Consider the following 14,887-nt stretch of genomic DNA (forward strand, 5'->3'; position numbering starts at 1 on the left):
TCCGCTACTAGTCTTGAAGCATGAGCACCTCCCCGGCCGAGCCCGCCCGCTACAACCGTTTCCTCCGGGACCTGCTGGGCGTGATGGCCTACGGGGAGCTCTCGGCCTTCGAACGGCTCTCCTCCGACGCCCGGTATTCGCCCACCCTGCACGACCGGGCGGTGCTGGGCGGCCTCGCCGTCATCGAGTTCCAGCATTTTGAACTGGTCTGCGCGAAGCTGGCGGAGATGGGCATTGACGCGGAGGAGGCCATGCTGCCGTTCCAGCCTTCGGTGGACCACTTCCATGAGCGCACCCGCCCCGCCGACTGGCACGAGTCGCTCATGAAGGCCTACGTGATCGACACGGTCTCCGCGGACTTTTACCGGTCCATTTCGGGCTATGTCGACGCCGGGACGGCCGGGCTGATCGAACTGGTCCAGGCGGCCGGGGACGCGACGGTGGTGCTGCGGGACCGGCTCAAGGCCGCGCTCGCCGACGATCCGCGGCTGGCGTCCCGGCTGGCCCTGTGGGCTCGGCGGTTGCTCGGCGAAGCGCTTACCCAGGCCCAGCGGGTCAGCGTGGAGCACGCCTTCCTCGGCGGCCTGACCGGCACGGACGAGGACCGGGCCGGTGAACTCGCCCGCGCCCTGACCGCCGAGCTTGCCGCCGCCCATTCCCGTCGGATGTCAGAGCTGGGACTAGCCGGCTAGTTGTCCGCGGCGCCGCTGTGGACGTCGGCGTCGGCGTCCGCCCCGGCGTCGAGCGCGGCGAGCAGGGCACGCGCGGCCCCGGCAGGATCAGCGGCCTCGGTAATCGCCCGGACCACCACAATCCTTCTGGCTCCGGCGTCGACCACCTGGGCCACGTTGCCCAGGTCGATGCCGCCGATCGCGAACCACGGCACCACCCCGGCGACTTTCCCGACGTCGGCGGCCTCGGCCCGGCCGATCGCCGCGGCGGCGTAGCGCACCAGGTCCAGCCCGACGGCGGCGCGGCCCGGCTTGGTGGGGGTGGCCCAGACCGGGCCCACGCAGAAGTAGTCCAGCCCGCCCCGGCCCGGGGACGCCGCGATGGCCGCATCCACCTGTTCCGGCGTGTGCGTGGACATGCCGATCACGGTGCCCTTGCCCAGGAAATCCCGTGCCGCGGCGAACGGGATGTCCTTTTGCCCAATGTGGAACACCGGCGCCCCTGCCAGTGAGGCCAGGTCGGCACGGTCGTTTACCGCCCAGAGCCGGCCGTGCCGCCGCGCCACGGAGTGCAGGACCTCCAGCAGCTCAAGCTCCTCGGCCGCCTCCAGCGACTTGTCCCGCAACTGGATGATGTCGACGCCGCCGGAAAAGGCGGCGTCAACGAAGTCCTCGAAGTCACCGCGCTCCTTCCGGGCATCGGTGCACAGGTACAGGCGGGCGGTGGTGTGGACATCCTGGCTCATGCCCCAAGCCTAGTTCCTCTAAACTGGGCGCATACCGCGGGAGCCCGCGCGGGCCGCCAGACGTCCGACGGGCTGAGAGGGCGTCAGAGCCGACCGCTTGACCTGATCCGGCTAGTACCGGCGTAGGGAAGGAACCCATGGACGTATCCGTCGCACCACCCGCCACACCACCGGGCCCATCCTCGGATTATTACGACGTCATCGTGATCGGCGGGGGAGTGATCGGCCACGGCATCGCCTGGGAGGCCCGCCGTTCGGGCCGTACCGTCGCGCTGGTCGACGACGCCCCCGGCACCGGCGCCAGCTGGGCTGCCGCCGGCATGCTGGCGCCCGTGAGTGAACTCCACTACCAGGAGGAGGAGCTCCTGGCCCTGATGCTGGAAGCCTCAGGGCTGTGGCCGGAGTTCGCCGCCGGCCTGGCCGGCGGCAGCACTGACGGCGGCGGCACTGGATATCTCACGACGCCGACCCTCGCCGTCGGCGCGGACGCGGCCGACCGCCGGGCGCTCGCCGACCTGCGGGCCGCGCAGCAGGCCTGCGGCCTGGCCGTGGAGCCGCTGACCGTCCGTGAAGCACGCAGCCGCGAACCGTTGCTCAGCCCCGGTATCTCCTGCGCCTTCGACATCCCGGCCGACCACCAGGTGGATCCGCGCCGGTTGCTGGCCAGGATCGGTTCACTGCTGGCTGCCGACAGCCGGTTCACGGCCGTGCCCCGCCGCGCGGCCGGGCTGCTCTGGCGCGGCGGCCGCGTCGCCGGCATCCGTTTCGAGGGCGGCGGAGAGCTCCGCGCCGGCGAGACGGTCGTAGCCAACGGTCTGGCCGCGGCGGAACTGCAGGGCCTGCCCGGGGGATTGTCCCTGCCGCTGCGTCCGGTTTACGGGGACATCCTGCGGCTCCGGGTCCCGGCACGGCTCCGGCCACTGCTGCGCTCGACCGTGCGGGGCCTGGTCCGCGGGGTTCCGGTCTACATCGTCCCGCGGGAGGACGGCACGGTCGTGATCGGCGCAACCCAGCGGGAGGATGCGCCCTCCGAGGCTGGCGCCGTCTCTGCCGGCGGCGTGTACCAGCTTCTGCGCGATGCCCAGCAGCTGGTCCCGGCCGTTGCCGAGCTGGAACTGCTCGAGGCCACGGCGCGGGCACGGCCCGGGACCCCGGACAACGCCCCGCTCCTGGGGCGCGTGGCCAGCGCCGGATCCGGACAGGACGTCGAGGGACTCATCGTTGCCACCGGGTTCTTCCGGCACGGGGTCCTGCTCACCCCGGCGGCCGCCGCCATTTGCCGGGCGTTGCTGGACGGAGAGCCGGACCGGCGCTGGGAGGGCTTCCGCCCGGACCGCTTCTCCAGCCGCCGCCCGGTTTCTCCAGCCCCCGGCTCATCCGAGCGGGACGCTTCACCCGCGGACGCTCCAGCGAAAGACAGGACGACAGCATGAATATCAGGCTCAACGGAGCGCAGCACGCCCTCGCCGACGGCGCCACTATCAGCGCCTTGGTCAGCGGGGTGACCGGCCGGACGCTGGCCGCCGACGGCCGGGCCACGGACGGCCGGAAACTGGGCGTCGCCGTCGCCCGCAACGCCGAGGTGGTGCCGCGCAGCCAGTGGCACGCGACCGCGCTCGCCGAGGGCGACGACGTCGAACTCGTTACGGCAGTACAGGGAGGATAGAGGGCATGGAAGCAACAGCAATGCAGGAAACGCAGCAGGCACGCCGGGATCTGCTGACGGTTGACGGAGTGGAACTGGGCTCCCGCCTGATCATGGGCACCGGCGGTGCGCCGAGCCTGGACGGCCTCGGAGCCGCGCTGGTGGCCTCCGGAACGGAACTCACGACGGTGGCCATGCGTCGCTACTCTCCGGCCGAGAGCGGCTCGTTGTTCCAGTTGCTGGCGGACCACAACATCCGGGTGCTGCCCAACACCGCCGGATGCTTCACCGCCCGGGACGCCGTCCTCACGGCCGAACTGGCCCGCGAAGCGCTGGAGACGGACTGGGTGAAGCTCGAGGTGATCGCGGATGAGCACACCCTGCTGCCCGACGCCTTGGAACTGGTGGAGGCAACCGAACAGCTGGTGGCGCGCGGCTTCAAGGTCTTCGCTTACACGAATGACGACCCGGTCCTGGCCCTCCGGCTGGAGAACCTCGGCGCCACGGCAGTGATGCCGCTGGGCGCCCCGATCGGCACCGGCCTGGGCATCCTGAATCCGCACAACATTGAACTCATCGTCTCCCGTGCCTCGGTGCCGGTGGTGCTCGACGCAGGAATTGGCACCGCCTCCGACGCCGCGCTCGCGATGGAACTGGGTTGCGACGCCGTGCTGCTCGCCACCGCCGTGACCCGTGCCCAGGACCCGGCGCTGATGGGTGAGGCGTTCCGGCACGCCGTCATCGCCGGCCGGCTGGCGCGGCGGGCCGGCCGGATCCCGCGCCGCGAGCATGCCCTCGCGTCGTCCGCGATGGAAGGACGCGCCGAGTTCCTGTAGGGGCCCCGGCGCCGCTCCCGTCCAGGCCCGTTCGCCTCGCCAAACCGTGATTAAAGGCACTGTTGAAGATTAAATCCAGTGTCTATCCTGTTGGGTAACGACCGCTGCACTGCACGGTCCGCAGGCCGCCGGCACGTCCCGGGAAGCCTTCCCGCTCCGGGGGCCCGTCTCGGTGAGGAGGCGTCCATGTCCAGTCCTGATGTGCCAACGCGGGGGCCGGCCAAGCCGGGTCCCTATGTAGTGTCCGGAATCCTGTTGCTCGTCGCCATTGTGGTTCCGTTGGTTGTGCCCGCGTACGCCTTCGACGAACCGCGGCTGGCGGGTATCCCGTATTTCTACTGGTATCAGATGGCATGGATCCCGGTCACCGCGGCCTTGGTGGGGATCTCCTACTGGCTGGTCACCAGGGAGGACCGCCGTCGCCGTGAATCCGTCCGCGGGGCGGCCGCTGCGGGGGAGGAGCGGTGAACGGGGCGGTCGTGCCGCTGGCGGCACCGGACCGGCCGGTCAACGGCATAGCCCTCACCATTGTGATCATCCTCTTCGTCCTGGTGGCGGTCCTCGGCTTCTTTGCCGCGCGGTGGAGGCGGGAAGAAACGACAGGGCTGCATAGCCTCGACGAATGGGGACTGGGCGGCCGGGGCTTTGGTACCTGGGTGACCTGGTTCCTGCTCGGCGGGGACCTCTACACGGCTTACACCTTCGTGGCGGTCCCGGCGGCGATGTGGGCCACCGGAGCCGTGAGCGGCTTCTTCGCGGTGCCGTACACAATCGTGCTCTATCCGATTGTGTTTTTGCTGATGAGCAGGCTGTGGTCCGTCTCGCACCGCCACGGTTTCGTCACGCCGGCGGACTTTGTTGGCGGCCGGTATGGCAGCAGGGCGCTTACCGTTGCGGTCGCCGCCACCGGCATCGTCGCCACCATGCCCTACATTGCCCTGCAACTCGTGGGCATCAAGGCCGTACTCACTGTGCTCGGCCTGGGCAGTGCTGAGAACGCGCTGCTGACCGACCTGCCGCTCATCGTCGCGTTCGTGGTTCTGGCCGCGTATACCTATACCTCGGGCCTGCGCGCTCCTGCCCTGATCGCCGTCGTGAAGGACCTGCTGATCTATCTGGCCGTGATCGTGGCGGTGATCTACCTGCCCATCAAGTTCGGCGGGTGGGGTACCATTTTCGACTCCGCCGAGGCGAAGCTGGGGGCAGTCAATCCGGCGACGGGCAAACCGGCGGGCGCATTCATCCCGGGGGCGTCCAGCTACTCGGCGTATTGGACCCTGGCGCTTGGTTCCGCGCTGGCCCTGTTCATGTATCCGCACTCGATCACGGGCGTCCTGGCGACCAAAAGCCGGAACACCATCCGCCGGAACGCTGCGGTGCTGCCGCTGTACTCCTTGATGCTGGGCTTCCTGGCACTCCTGGGCTACGCGGCCATTTTCGCCGGCACCAAGCCCACCGACCTGAACGGCGCCGTCAATCCGCAACTGGTGGTGCCGCAGTTGTTTCTGGATCAGTTCCCGGCCTGGTTTGCCGGCATTGCGCTCGCCGCCATCGCCATCGGGGCGCTGGTCCCGGCCGCCATCATGTCCATCGCCGCGGCCAACCTGTTCACCCGAAACATTTACCGGGACCTGATCAAGCCGGACGCCACGCCCCGGCAGGAAGCCAGCGTTTCCAAGATCGCCTCGCTGGTGGTGAAGTTCGGCGCGCTGGTCTTCGTGATCGCCATGGACCAGTCCGCGGCCATCAACATGCAACTACTTGGCGGCATCTGGATCCTGCAGACCTTCCCTGCCATCGTGGCTGGACTCTATACCCGTTGGTTCCACCGGTGGGCGCTGTTCCTCGGTTGGGCGGCCGGCATCGCCTATGGCACCATCGCGGCGTATAACGTCGTCAATCCCGTCACGAAAGCCCACTTTGGCGGGTCCATCTCGGCCATCCCCGGCACCGATATCCAGGTCTACATCGCCGTTGTGGCGTTCGTGATTAACCTCGTCGTCGCAGCTGTGCTGTCCCTGGTTTTCCGGGCAATGAAAGTCCCCGACGGCAAGGACATCACCCGCTCCTCGGACTACGGCGCAGACGAGAACGATCCGAAGGTGGCCCAGCTCCAGCGCGAACACCCGCTCGCCGAACCAGGGGGCCCGACGTACTGAAGCCCTTTATCCGTGGTGACCATGAATCGACGATTGACCGCCCGCGGGCGTTCACGGGCCATAGACTCCGGTTGGAGGTGGCTGGCCGGCCGACCAGGAATTTTTCCACCGGGTGTCCTTTTGCCGGCAGCTCCTTCGTCGTATTGACGTATCGACCTACTAGAAGGAGTCACCGTGGACTACATGCTGTTCATCTGCACCGATCCGACTGCGCCGGAATATGTGCCCGCCGAGGACAACATCGAGGAATGGGCGGCCGAGATAGAAGCGCGAGGCATCGCCCGCCACGGCGACAGGCTGCGACCTGTCGAGGACGCGACCACCGTGACGGTGCGGGCGGGGGAGGTGGTCGTCGCGGACGGCCCGTTTGCCGAGACAAAGGAATGGATCGCGGGCTATGACATCATCGCCTGCACCGATCTTGACGAGGCGATCGAGGTGGCGTCCAAGCATCCGATGGCAAAATTCGGCAAGATCGAGATCAGGCCCGTGTGGCCGCTCGGTTGATAGCACTCGTTACAGCAATCGGCGCCTCAGCGCGGGAGGGCGAAAAGGGGGATCAGATGGCAGCGGACGCGGCGGAGGTGCGGGCGGCCCTCGGGGGTGCTTCCGCCGAGGCGGCAGCACGGATCACGGCCACCCTCATCCGCATCACCGGCGACTGGAGCCTGGCCGAGGACTGTGTCCAGGACGCGTTCGCACGTGCCCTCGTCGACTGGCCCCAGCGCGGCATCCCCGGAAATCCGGCGGCCTGGCTGACGACCGTTGCCAAGAACAGGGCTATTGACTGCTTGCGGAGCGCAGCGAGCGAGAAGAAGGCGGTGCGGGAGCTCTCGGTCCTGGCCAGGCTCGAAGAGCTGGCGGAGGATGCTCCCGGGGATCCCGTGGACGGCGACGACCGGCTGCGCCTGATCTACACCTGTTGCCATCCCGCCCTTCCGCTTGAGGCGCGGGTCGCCCTGACCTTGCGCACCGTGGCTGGCCTGACGACCAGCGAGATCGCTCGCGCGTTCCTCGTCTCGGAGTCAACCATGTCCAAACGGCTGGTCCGTGCCCGCGCCAAAATCCGCGACGCCGGGATCCCCTACCGGGTGCCGCCGCCAGAATTAATAGCGGAACGCACGGCCGGGATCCTGGCAGTCCTCTACCTCATGTTCAATGAAGGGTATGCGGCCACCGGCGCCAACACACTGATCCGCGAGCCCCTTGCCCGGGAAGCGATCCGTCTCGACCGGCTGCTGATTGGCCTGCTCAAAGGGTCACCGCAGGAACCCGAAGCGCTGGGCCTGCTGGCGCTGATGCTCCTCCAGCACGGCCGCCGGCACGCACGTACGGACGCGGCCGGGGACCTGGTGACGCTGGAGGACCAGGACCGCGAACGATGGGACCGGGCAGCGACTGCGGAAGCGGTGGCGCTCCTGGCGGCCGCCGACCGCGCCGGCATTTCACTCGGCGTCCGGCCCGGCAGCTACCGGATCCAGGCAGCCATCGCCGCGTGCCATATGACCGCCCGCGATTTTGGCAGCACCGACTTCGGCCGCGTGGCAATGCTGTACGACCGTCTTGCGCGGCTGGCACCGTCACCGGTCGTCGAACTCAACCGTGCCGTCGCCGTCGCGATGTCCCAAGGGCCGGACGCCGGGCTGGCGCTCATCGACCGGCTGGAGGATGCCCGGTCATTGGAGGGGTACTACCTCCTGCCTGCCGCGAAGGCGGACCTCCTGCGGCGCCTTGGCAGAATGCCGGAGGCCAGCCAGGAATACCGGCGTGCCCGGGAGCTCGCACCGTCTGAGGCTGAGCGCCGCTACCTCAGCAAACGCCTGGCGGAGACCCGCCCGGAAGTATCGGGAGTACTGTGATGCGCATGGAGATGCGTCTGGAAGTCGTACAAGTGCCGGTCACCGACGTGGACGCGGCCAAGTTGTTCTACACGGAGAAGCTGGGTTTCGTACTGGACCACGACGTCGAATACATTCCAGGCATGCGGGTCGTCCAGCTCACGCCGCCCGGCTCCGCCGCCTCAATCGTCATCGGCACCGGAATGACCGCCATGGCCCCCGGAAGCCTGGAAGGACTGCAGTTGGTGGTCCCGGACATGGCCGGCACCCGCGCCGAACTTCTGGGACGCGGAGCCGAGATCAGTGAAGTCCAGGACATCGGCGGGATAGCCTTCGCATACTTTAGCGACCCGGACGGCAACCGCTGGGTCCTTCAGGAAACCACGGACCCGGAAGTGAAGGAAGCTTCCCGGCGCTGAGGGCTTCAGCCGGTTAAGGCACTGCGGCCACTCACCCGAGGGGGAGTGGCCACAGCGCTTTGCGACTTCAGCTGTCCGCTAGATGCGCAGGATGGCGGTCATCCGGGCCGTGTCCAGCCGGGTCCGGGACTTGCCGAGGTACAGCACCGCGCCGACCGCCGCCGCCGAGCCCAGCAGTACGGGCAGGACCCACGGAATCCAGGTCAGGCCCGGCTGGTACCCGAAGCCGGCCGCCATGAAGATGATCCAGCTCAGCATCGCCACGCCCAGGGCGATACCGGCCGGGACAGTGATGCCGTACTTGGCGTGCCGCTTGTCGTTCGCCCAGACCAAAAAACCCGCGGCCACGGCGACCATGGCCACCACAATCAGGGACAGCATTCAGACTCCTTTGGGAACTGCGGGTTGAGGGGCGGGTTGAACGGTAGGAGGATCCGGGGCGTTGCCTAGAGGGCGCCGAAGCCGACCCGGCGGACCTCTTCGGCGCCGATTTCCACGTAGCCCAGGACGTTCGCCGGGATGATGATCTGGCGGCCCTTCTCATCGGTCAGGCGGAGTTCGGTGCCCTTGGAAATGGCCTCTTCCACAAGCTTCGCCACCGCGTCCGCGTCCTGGTTGGATTCGAGGGCAATTTCGCGGCCGATGTTCTGAATGCCGATCTTTACTTCCACAGCAAGGCCTCCCAGCCAATCAAAGTGTTCAAATTTTCTCTGCGAGGGTTTCTCTGCGAGGCGTTCTCTGCGAGTTTCCTCCACGAGGTGTTCTCTATTTGTAGTCTAGGACTCTTTGGGAAAGCGGGAGATTCCGCGCCAAGCTAAACGGTAAATCAGGTCACTGGCCACATCGATGTCCAGGTTACCGTCGGTTTCCAGCCAGTACCGGGCACTGACCTGCGCCATTCCGGACAGTCCGCGGCCCAGGAGCTGGGCTTCCAGCAGCGGCAGTTTGGTGTCCTCGGCGATAACTTTCGCGATCGCGTCCGCGAAGGTCTTGTTGAACGTTTCCAGCCGCGCGCTCACATCGTGGTCGTTGACCAGATCGGATTCGAAGACCAGCCGGTGGGCCTGGTCATCGTTGGCGATGAAATGGAAATAGGCCCGCATGACGGCCTGGACGCGCTCGTCGTTGTCCGTCGTGGAGTTCAGCGCACCGAGCAGCAGTTCCGTGAGCGCCGACAGGTGGCTGTCCAGCAGGGCCAGATACAGCTCGCGCTTGGACGGGAAGTGCTGGTACAGCACGGGCTTGCTCACGTGCGCGGTCTCGGCGATTTCGTCCATGGCGGCGCCATGGTAGCCGTTGGCCACGAAGACCTCCTGCGCGGCGGCGAGCAGCTGGGCCCGCCGTTCATCGCGCGGCAGCCGCGCCGAGCGCTGCGTCCCGCTCCGCGCCTGGGCCGCCGACGACTTTCCGGTATGTCCCCGCTCAACCGGTGCCTGATGAACCACTATCGGCCTTCTTTCCTTCGCTGTTAGCTCCACTTTACGCGGGGGTAATATGACCTGGCGGCATCTTCGGGCATACATTGAAGTATGGCTTCCCAGTTGACCCCAAACGGAACCCCCGCAACCCCGCCGCCGGCGCCCGGACCGCTGGTCGAACCTGCGGACGCGCTGACGCCGGACGAGGTGGAGCGCTACTCCCGCCACCTGATCATTCCCGAGATCGGTACGCTCGGACAGCGCCGGCTAAAGAACGCCAGGGTCCTGGTGATCGGCGCCGGCGGCCTCGGCTCGCCCGCGCTGCTCTACCTGGCCGCCGCCGGGGTGGGAACCCTGGGCATTATCGACGACGACGACGTGGACCTCAGCAACCTCCAACGCCAAGTGATCCACGGCGTGGCCGACGTCGGCCGGCCCAAGACCGAGTCCGCCCGCGACGCGATCGCAGCGCTGAACCCCCTGGTCGATGTCCGGCTGCACAACGTCCGGCTGGATGCCTCCAACGCTCTGGAGCTCTTCGCCGATTACGACCTGATCGTCGACGGCGCCGACAACTTCGCCACCCGCTACCTGGTCAACGATGCCGCCGCCATCCTCGGAAAGCCCTACGTGTGGGGCTCGATCTTCCGCTTCGACGGACAGGTCAGCGTCTTCTGGGAGCAGCACGGCCCGACGTACCGGGACCTGTACCCCGAAGCGCCGCCCGCCGGCTCGGTGCCCTCCTGCGGGGAAGGCGGCGTGTTCGGCATGCTGTGCGCCGCGGTCGGCTCGCTCATGGTGACCGAGGCGGTCAAGCTCATCACCGGCGTCGGGCGTTCCCTGCTGGGCCGGGTCGCGCTGTTCGACGCCCTCGGCGGCAGCTGGCGCGAAATCAAAGTCTCCCGGGACCCCGAAGCCCCGCGCGTCACCGAGCTCACCGACTACGAGGCCTTCTGCGGGATCGCCCCCGCCGCGGACGCCGGAACCGAACACACCGTCACCGCCACCCAGCTCGCCACCATGCTCGCGTCGCGCAAGGCCGGGCTGAAGGATTTCCAGCTCGTGGACGTGCGCGAGAGCGGCGAATTCGACATCGTCCGCATCGACGGCGCCACGCTGATCCCGCAAGGCAGGATCCTGGCCGGCGACGCGTGGGCCGAGCTGCCGCAGGACACGGACATTGTGTTCCACTGCAAGGGCGGGACACGCTCCGCGGCCGTGCTCGCCGCCGCCCGGGCAGCCGGCTACGAACGGGTCAGCCACCTGGAGGGCGGGATCCTCGCCTGGGTGCGCGAGGTGGAACCGGGCAAACCGGTCTACTGACGTTTTTGAACACCTTGTCCTGAGCACCTTGTCCCCGGACCGCCGGGCCCCTACCCGAGAGGCACTGCCATGAGCGAAGACACCAGCCTGACCCCGCAGCACAAGATCGGCTCGGGTTTCGGCCCGCGTTCGACGGCGGCGGAGGTCATTGCGGGCGTGGACCTGAGCGGGAAGACCGCCGTCGTCACCGGCGGCTATTCCGGGCTCGGCCTGGAGACGGTGCGGGCGCTATCGTCCGCCGGGGCCCGGGTGATGGTTCCGGCGCGGCGCCCCGACCATGCCCGCAAGGTCCTGGCCGAGGCCGGCCTCGACGGCGTCCGCGTGGCCGGGCTGGACCTGGCCGAACTGTCCAGCGTGAGGGAGTTCGCGGCCGGTTTCCTTGCCTCCGATTTCCTCGGCGACGGCGGCAGCCTGGACATCCTGATCAACAACGCCGCCATCATGGCCAGCCCGGAGCAGCGCGTCGGCCCGGGGTGGGAATCCCAGTTCGCCACGAACCACCTGGGCCACTTCGCGCTCACCAACCTGCTTTGGCCCGCGCTCTCCGCGGGAGAGGGGGCGCGGGTGGTGGCACTGTCCTCCACCGGCCACAAGCTGTCGCCCATCCGGTTCGATGACATCAATTTCGACTCAGGCTACGACAAGTGGAAGGCCTACGGTCAGGCGAAGACCGCGAATGCGCTGTTCGCGGTGCAGCTGGACGCGCTCGGGAAACATGCCGGCGTCAGGGCCTTCGCCGTGCACCCGGGAGGCATCATGACCGAGTTGCAGCGGCACCTGCCCCGGGAAGAGATGATCGCCTCGGGCTGGATGGACGCGGAGGGCAACCTCAACGAACGGTTCAAGACGCCTGCCCAGGGGGCCGCGACCTCGGTCTGGGCGGCCACCTCGCCGCTGCTTGCCGGCAAGGGCGGCGTCTACTGCGAGGACTGCGACATTGCCGAGCCGACGGTGCCGGGAACCCCGGAAGCACGGGTCAGGGGAGTCGACGCCCACGCCGTGGACCGGGCGGACGCCGAGAGGCTGTGGCAGCTGTCCGCCGAGCTGACGGGCGTCAACGCCTTCGCCGCGCAAACGGACTAAGCGCCTGACTGGCCGGCCGGACTGACCGGACTGGCGGCCGGACGGAAATACCGCCGGGCAAGGCGCTGAACGTTATTAGGCCGTTTCCCGCTGGCCGTCGGCGGCGGGAAACGCGCTGTGGTCGACCGGGCACTCGGCCTCGGTGCCGGAAGCGGGGCGCCGTGCCGCAGGCTGTTCAACCGTGATGCCGTAGACGGCCTCGAGGCCGGCCACATAGTCGTCCTGCTGGCCGTTCGCAGCGAGTTCCCGGGCACGGACGGTGGGCACGTGCAACAGCTGCTTGACCATCCGGCGCAGGGCAAACTCGACTTCCTCGGCCGCGGCGGTGCAGCCGTGGCGGGCGCGCACCTTTTCCATTTCGGCGTCGAGCACGTCCATCGTGTGGCGGCGCAGGGCGACGATGGCCGAATCAACCGAGCGCGCCTCGCGCTCCTGCTCAAAGGCGGTGGCGGCGCCGTCGACGATGCCGCTGGCCTGGTTCAGGGACTCCGCCTGCTCCTGCGGGGCGGCCAGCCGGACGGACTCAAGCGTGAGCAGCTCGACGCCGTCGAGTTCGGCGACGGCGGGGTCGAAATCGTGGGTGAGGGCCAGATCGATCGCGATCAGCGGCTGCGGCGACGCCGAGCGGATCCGGGCCAGTTCGGGGGCCTCGACGCGGTTGTCGGAGCCGCTGCAGCCGATCATCACGTCGGCGGCCGCGACTGCGTCCGGCAGGGAAGCGCTGTCCAGGGCGGTGCCGCCGCGGGTGGCGACGAAGCCGGCGGCGCGGCCGGAGGAGGAGAAGACGGAGATGTCGGTGCAGCCGCGTTCGCGGAGCAGGGACATGGTTGCGCCCGCGTAGGCGCCGGTGCCGAAGACGACGGCCTTCTTGGTGGACCAGTCGGGGTTCTCGGAGAGGTCGGTCGCGAGGTCCAGAGCGACGGAGACGATCGACAGTCCGCGCGAGCCGAGGGCCGTCTGCGCACCGACGTCCTTGGCGGTCTTGGAAGCGGCCTGGAACAGCCGCACGAGACCGGAGCTCGCGGTGCCTTCGTGCTGCGCGGTGATCAGGGCGCGCCGGACCTGGCCTGCGATCTCCCGTTCCCCGACGACGGCGGAATCCAGTCCGGAACTGACCGCGAACAGGTGGCGGCTGACGTCCGGGCCGGTGCGGGTATTAAAGGACCGGGAGACGAGCTGTTCGTTGAGTCCGCTGGCACCGCTAATCTCGGAGACCAGCGCGGCGCGGGCCGCCTCGACGTCGTCCGGGTGCGGCGCTTCGCCGTAGATTTCGAAGCGGTTGCAGGTGGCAAGGACAACGGCACCCGCCACGGCCGGCGATCCGGCGAGGGCGGATGTGGCAAGCCCGGAAGCGCCGGTGCTCAGTTGAGCAACGGTCTCCAGATCGATGTCGGCGTGTGTAGCCACCAATGAGAAAAGAACCACAGCACGACAATCATAGCTTTTTCGCGTCCGTGTAGAACAACTACCGGGCGTGGGACTGCCCACCCGGGGTTGTGATTCCCGCCACGGCGGCGCCCGCAGCGGCTGCCGTGACAGGTTGTCGTTATCTTTTGGAGCCGATTTTCGGCACAATCAAAGGCATGACTCTTAGCGCTGCGGCCACGAACGGCACTGCAATCGACGGCACGGCAAACTCCGGCACGGCACACTCCGACACGGCAGACTCCGGCACGGCACACAACAGTCTCGACGCCGGCCACCCCCTGATGGACGGCCGTACCGCCGACTCGCCGCTGATCACCGCCTACCGCGGCGGCAAGCCCTCCCGGCGCCCCGTCTGGTTCATGCGCCAGGCCGGCCGGTCCCTGCCCGAGTACCTCAAGGTACGGGAAGGCGTGGCCATGCTGGATTCCTGCCTGCGCCCCGAGCTCGCCTCCGAGATCACCCTCCAGCCCGTGCGCCGGCACGACGTCGACGCGGCGATCTTCTTCTCCGATATCGTCATCCCGCTCAAGCTGGCCGGCGTCGGCGTCGACATCGTCCCCGGCGTCGGCCCGGTGCTGGACAAGCCCGTGCGCACCGCCGCGGACGTTGCCGCGCTGCCCCAGCTGAGCTGGGAGGCCCTGGAGCCGATCCGCGAGGCCGTGCGGCTCACCGTGGCCGAACTCGGCAGCACCCCGCTGATCGGTTTCGCCGGCGCCCCCTTCACCCTGGCCGCGTACATGGTGGAGGGCAAGCCGTCCCGCGACCACCTCGGCCCGCGCACCATGATGCACGCGGATCCGGAGACCTGGACGGCGCTGGCCAACTGGGCGGCCGACGCCTCCGGGATGTTCCTGCGCGCGCAGCTGGAGGCCGGTGCCTCCGCCGGGCAGCTCTTCGACTCCTGGGCCGGCTCCCTGGGCCTGGCCGACTACACGCGGTTCGTGGCTCCGGCGTCCGCCCGCGCCCTGGATCACGTCCGGCACCTCGGAGCACCCCTGATCCACTTCGGCACCGGCACCTCGGAGCTGCTGGTGGCAATGCGCGACGTCGGCGTGGACGTCGTCGGCGTCGACTACCGGCTGCCGCTGGACGAGGCCAACCGCCGGCTCGGCGGGACCGTGCCGCTGCAGGGAAACATCGACCCGGCACTGCTCTCCGCACCATGGGAAATCCTCGAGGCCCATGTCCGCGACGTCATCAAAGCCGGCGCCTCGGCCCCGGGCCACGTCCTGAACCTGGGCCACGGCGTGCCTCCGGAGACGGACGCGGCGGTGCTGACCCGCGTGGTCGAACTGATCCACTCGATCGCCCCGGAGTAACC

At 68.4% G+C, this 14,887-nt stretch carries 17 protein-coding genes and 1 riboswitch; of the genes, 12 read left to right on the forward strand and 5 right to left on the reverse strand.

Going from position 1 to position 14,887, the window contains the following annotated elements:
• The first annotated feature begins 20 nt into the window (after positions 1-20).
• The gene (locus AC1DB8_RS03725; protein ID WP_476892200.1) at positions 21-692 is read left to right on the forward strand and encodes a ferritin-like fold-containing protein; all 672 of its coding nucleotides are present in this window, start codon (positions 21-23) and stop codon (positions 690-692) included.
• On the opposite strand, the gene thiE is transcribed toward AC1DB8_RS03725, so the two are convergent.
• The gene (gene thiE, locus AC1DB8_RS03730) at positions 689-1,417 is read right to left on the reverse strand and encodes a thiamine phosphate synthase (protein WP_441417192.1); all 729 of its coding nucleotides are present in this window, start codon (positions 1,415-1,417) and stop codon (positions 689-691) included. The two genes, AC1DB8_RS03725 and thiE, sit on opposite strands and share 4 nt — an antisense overlap.
• 26 nt (positions 1,418-1,443) lie before the next feature.
• Positions 1,444-1,564: riboswitch (TPP riboswitch) on the forward strand.
• Here thiE and thiO point away from each other — a divergent pair.
• The 8 genes from thiO to AC1DB8_RS03770 all read left to right on the forward strand — a co-directional run bounded on the left by thiO (position 1,555) and on the right by AC1DB8_RS03770 (position 8,314).
• Positions 1,555-2,850, forward strand: coding sequence for a glycine oxidase ThiO (gene thiO / locus AC1DB8_RS03735; RefSeq protein ID WP_476892201.1), 1,296 nt, complete (start codon positions 1,555-1,557; stop codon positions 2,848-2,850). It overlaps the preceding riboswitch by 10 nt.
• Positions 2,847-3,083 carry a sulfur carrier protein ThiS gene (gene thiS, locus AC1DB8_RS03740; protein ID WP_441417194.1) on the forward strand — a complete coding sequence of 79 codons (237 nt, stop codon included), beginning with the start codon at positions 2,847-2,849 and terminating at the stop codon, positions 3,081-3,083. Before thiO ends, thiS begins: the two co-directional genes overlap by 4 nt.
• 5 nt (positions 3,084-3,088) lie before the next feature.
• Positions 3,089-3,898 carry a thiazole synthase gene (locus AC1DB8_RS03745; protein ID WP_441417195.1) on the forward strand — a complete coding sequence of 270 codons (810 nt, stop codon included), beginning with the start codon at positions 3,089-3,091 and terminating at the stop codon, positions 3,896-3,898.
• Between the two features lie 186 nt (positions 3,899-4,084).
• Entirely contained in the window at positions 4,085-4,366 is a 282-nt protein-coding gene (locus AC1DB8_RS03750; RefSeq protein WP_441417196.1) for a DUF3311 domain-containing protein, read from the forward strand.
• Complete coding sequence (mctP, locus tag AC1DB8_RS03755; protein WP_476892202.1) at positions 4,363-6,057, forward strand: monocarboxylate uptake permease MctP; 1,695 nt, start codon at positions 4,363-4,365, stop codon at positions 6,055-6,057. The genes AC1DB8_RS03750 and mctP overlap by 4 nt, the downstream gene beginning before the upstream one ends.
• Positions 6,058-6,240: 183 nt before the next feature.
• Entirely contained in the window at positions 6,241-6,564 is a 324-nt protein-coding gene (locus AC1DB8_RS03760; protein WP_476892295.1) for a YciI family protein, read from the forward strand.
• 56 nt (positions 6,565-6,620) lie between these two features.
• A complete protein-coding gene (locus tag AC1DB8_RS03765) occupies positions 6,621-7,916 on the forward strand; it encodes an RNA polymerase sigma factor (RefSeq protein ID WP_476892203.1) in 1,296 nt (431 codons plus the stop codon).
• Positions 7,917-7,921: 5 nt separating this feature from the next.
• Entirely contained in the window at positions 7,922-8,314 is a 393-nt protein-coding gene (locus AC1DB8_RS03770) for a VOC family protein (RefSeq protein WP_441417199.1), read from the forward strand.
• A 78-nt stretch (positions 8,315-8,392) separates the two neighbouring features.
• Here AC1DB8_RS03770 and AC1DB8_RS03775 read toward each other — a convergent pair whose 3' ends face one another.
• The 3 genes from AC1DB8_RS03775 to AC1DB8_RS03785 all read right to left on the reverse strand — a co-directional run bounded on the left by AC1DB8_RS03775 (position 8,393) and on the right by AC1DB8_RS03785 (position 9,837).
• Complete coding sequence (locus AC1DB8_RS03775) at positions 8,393-8,695, reverse strand: hypothetical protein (RefSeq protein WP_441417200.1); 303 nt, start codon at positions 8,693-8,695, stop codon at positions 8,393-8,395.
• Positions 8,696-8,760: 65 nt separating this feature from the next.
• Positions 8,761-8,985, reverse strand: a complete 225-nt coding sequence (locus AC1DB8_RS03780; RefSeq protein ID WP_441417201.1) for a DUF3107 domain-containing protein — start codon at positions 8,983-8,985, stop codon at positions 8,761-8,763.
• A gap of 105 nt (positions 8,986-9,090) precedes the next feature.
• Positions 9,091-9,837 carry a TetR/AcrR family transcriptional regulator gene (locus AC1DB8_RS03785; protein WP_441417202.1) on the reverse strand — a complete coding sequence of 249 codons (747 nt, stop codon included), beginning with the start codon at positions 9,835-9,837 and terminating at the stop codon, positions 9,091-9,093.
• Between the two features lie 6 nt (positions 9,838-9,843).
• On the opposite strand from AC1DB8_RS03785, the gene moeB reads away from it, so the two are divergent.
• A complete protein-coding gene (moeB, locus tag AC1DB8_RS03790; RefSeq protein WP_476892204.1) occupies positions 9,844-11,055 on the forward strand; it encodes a molybdopterin-synthase adenylyltransferase MoeB in 1,212 nt (403 codons plus the stop codon).
• 69 nt (positions 11,056-11,124) lie between these two features.
• Complete coding sequence (locus AC1DB8_RS03795; RefSeq protein ID WP_476892205.1) at positions 11,125-12,138, forward strand: SDR family NAD(P)-dependent oxidoreductase; 1,014 nt, start codon at positions 11,125-11,127, stop codon at positions 12,136-12,138.
• Positions 12,139-12,213: 75 nt separating this feature from the next.
• On the opposite strand, the gene AC1DB8_RS03800 is transcribed toward AC1DB8_RS03795, so the two are convergent.
• Positions 12,214-13,563: a glutamyl-tRNA reductase gene (locus tag AC1DB8_RS03800; RefSeq protein WP_476892206.1), complete on the reverse strand. Its 1,350-nt coding sequence runs from the start codon at positions 13,561-13,563 to the stop codon at positions 12,214-12,216.
• Positions 13,564-13,721: 158 nt separating this feature from the next.
• Between AC1DB8_RS03800 and hemE the strand changes: the two genes are divergently transcribed.
• Positions 13,722-14,885, forward strand: a complete 1,164-nt coding sequence (gene hemE, locus AC1DB8_RS03805; RefSeq protein WP_476892207.1) for a uroporphyrinogen decarboxylase — start codon at positions 13,722-13,724, stop codon at positions 14,883-14,885.
• Positions 14,886-14,887 lie beyond the last annotated feature (2 nt).

Source organism: Arthrobacter sp. 10N410 (assembly GCF_056394945.1).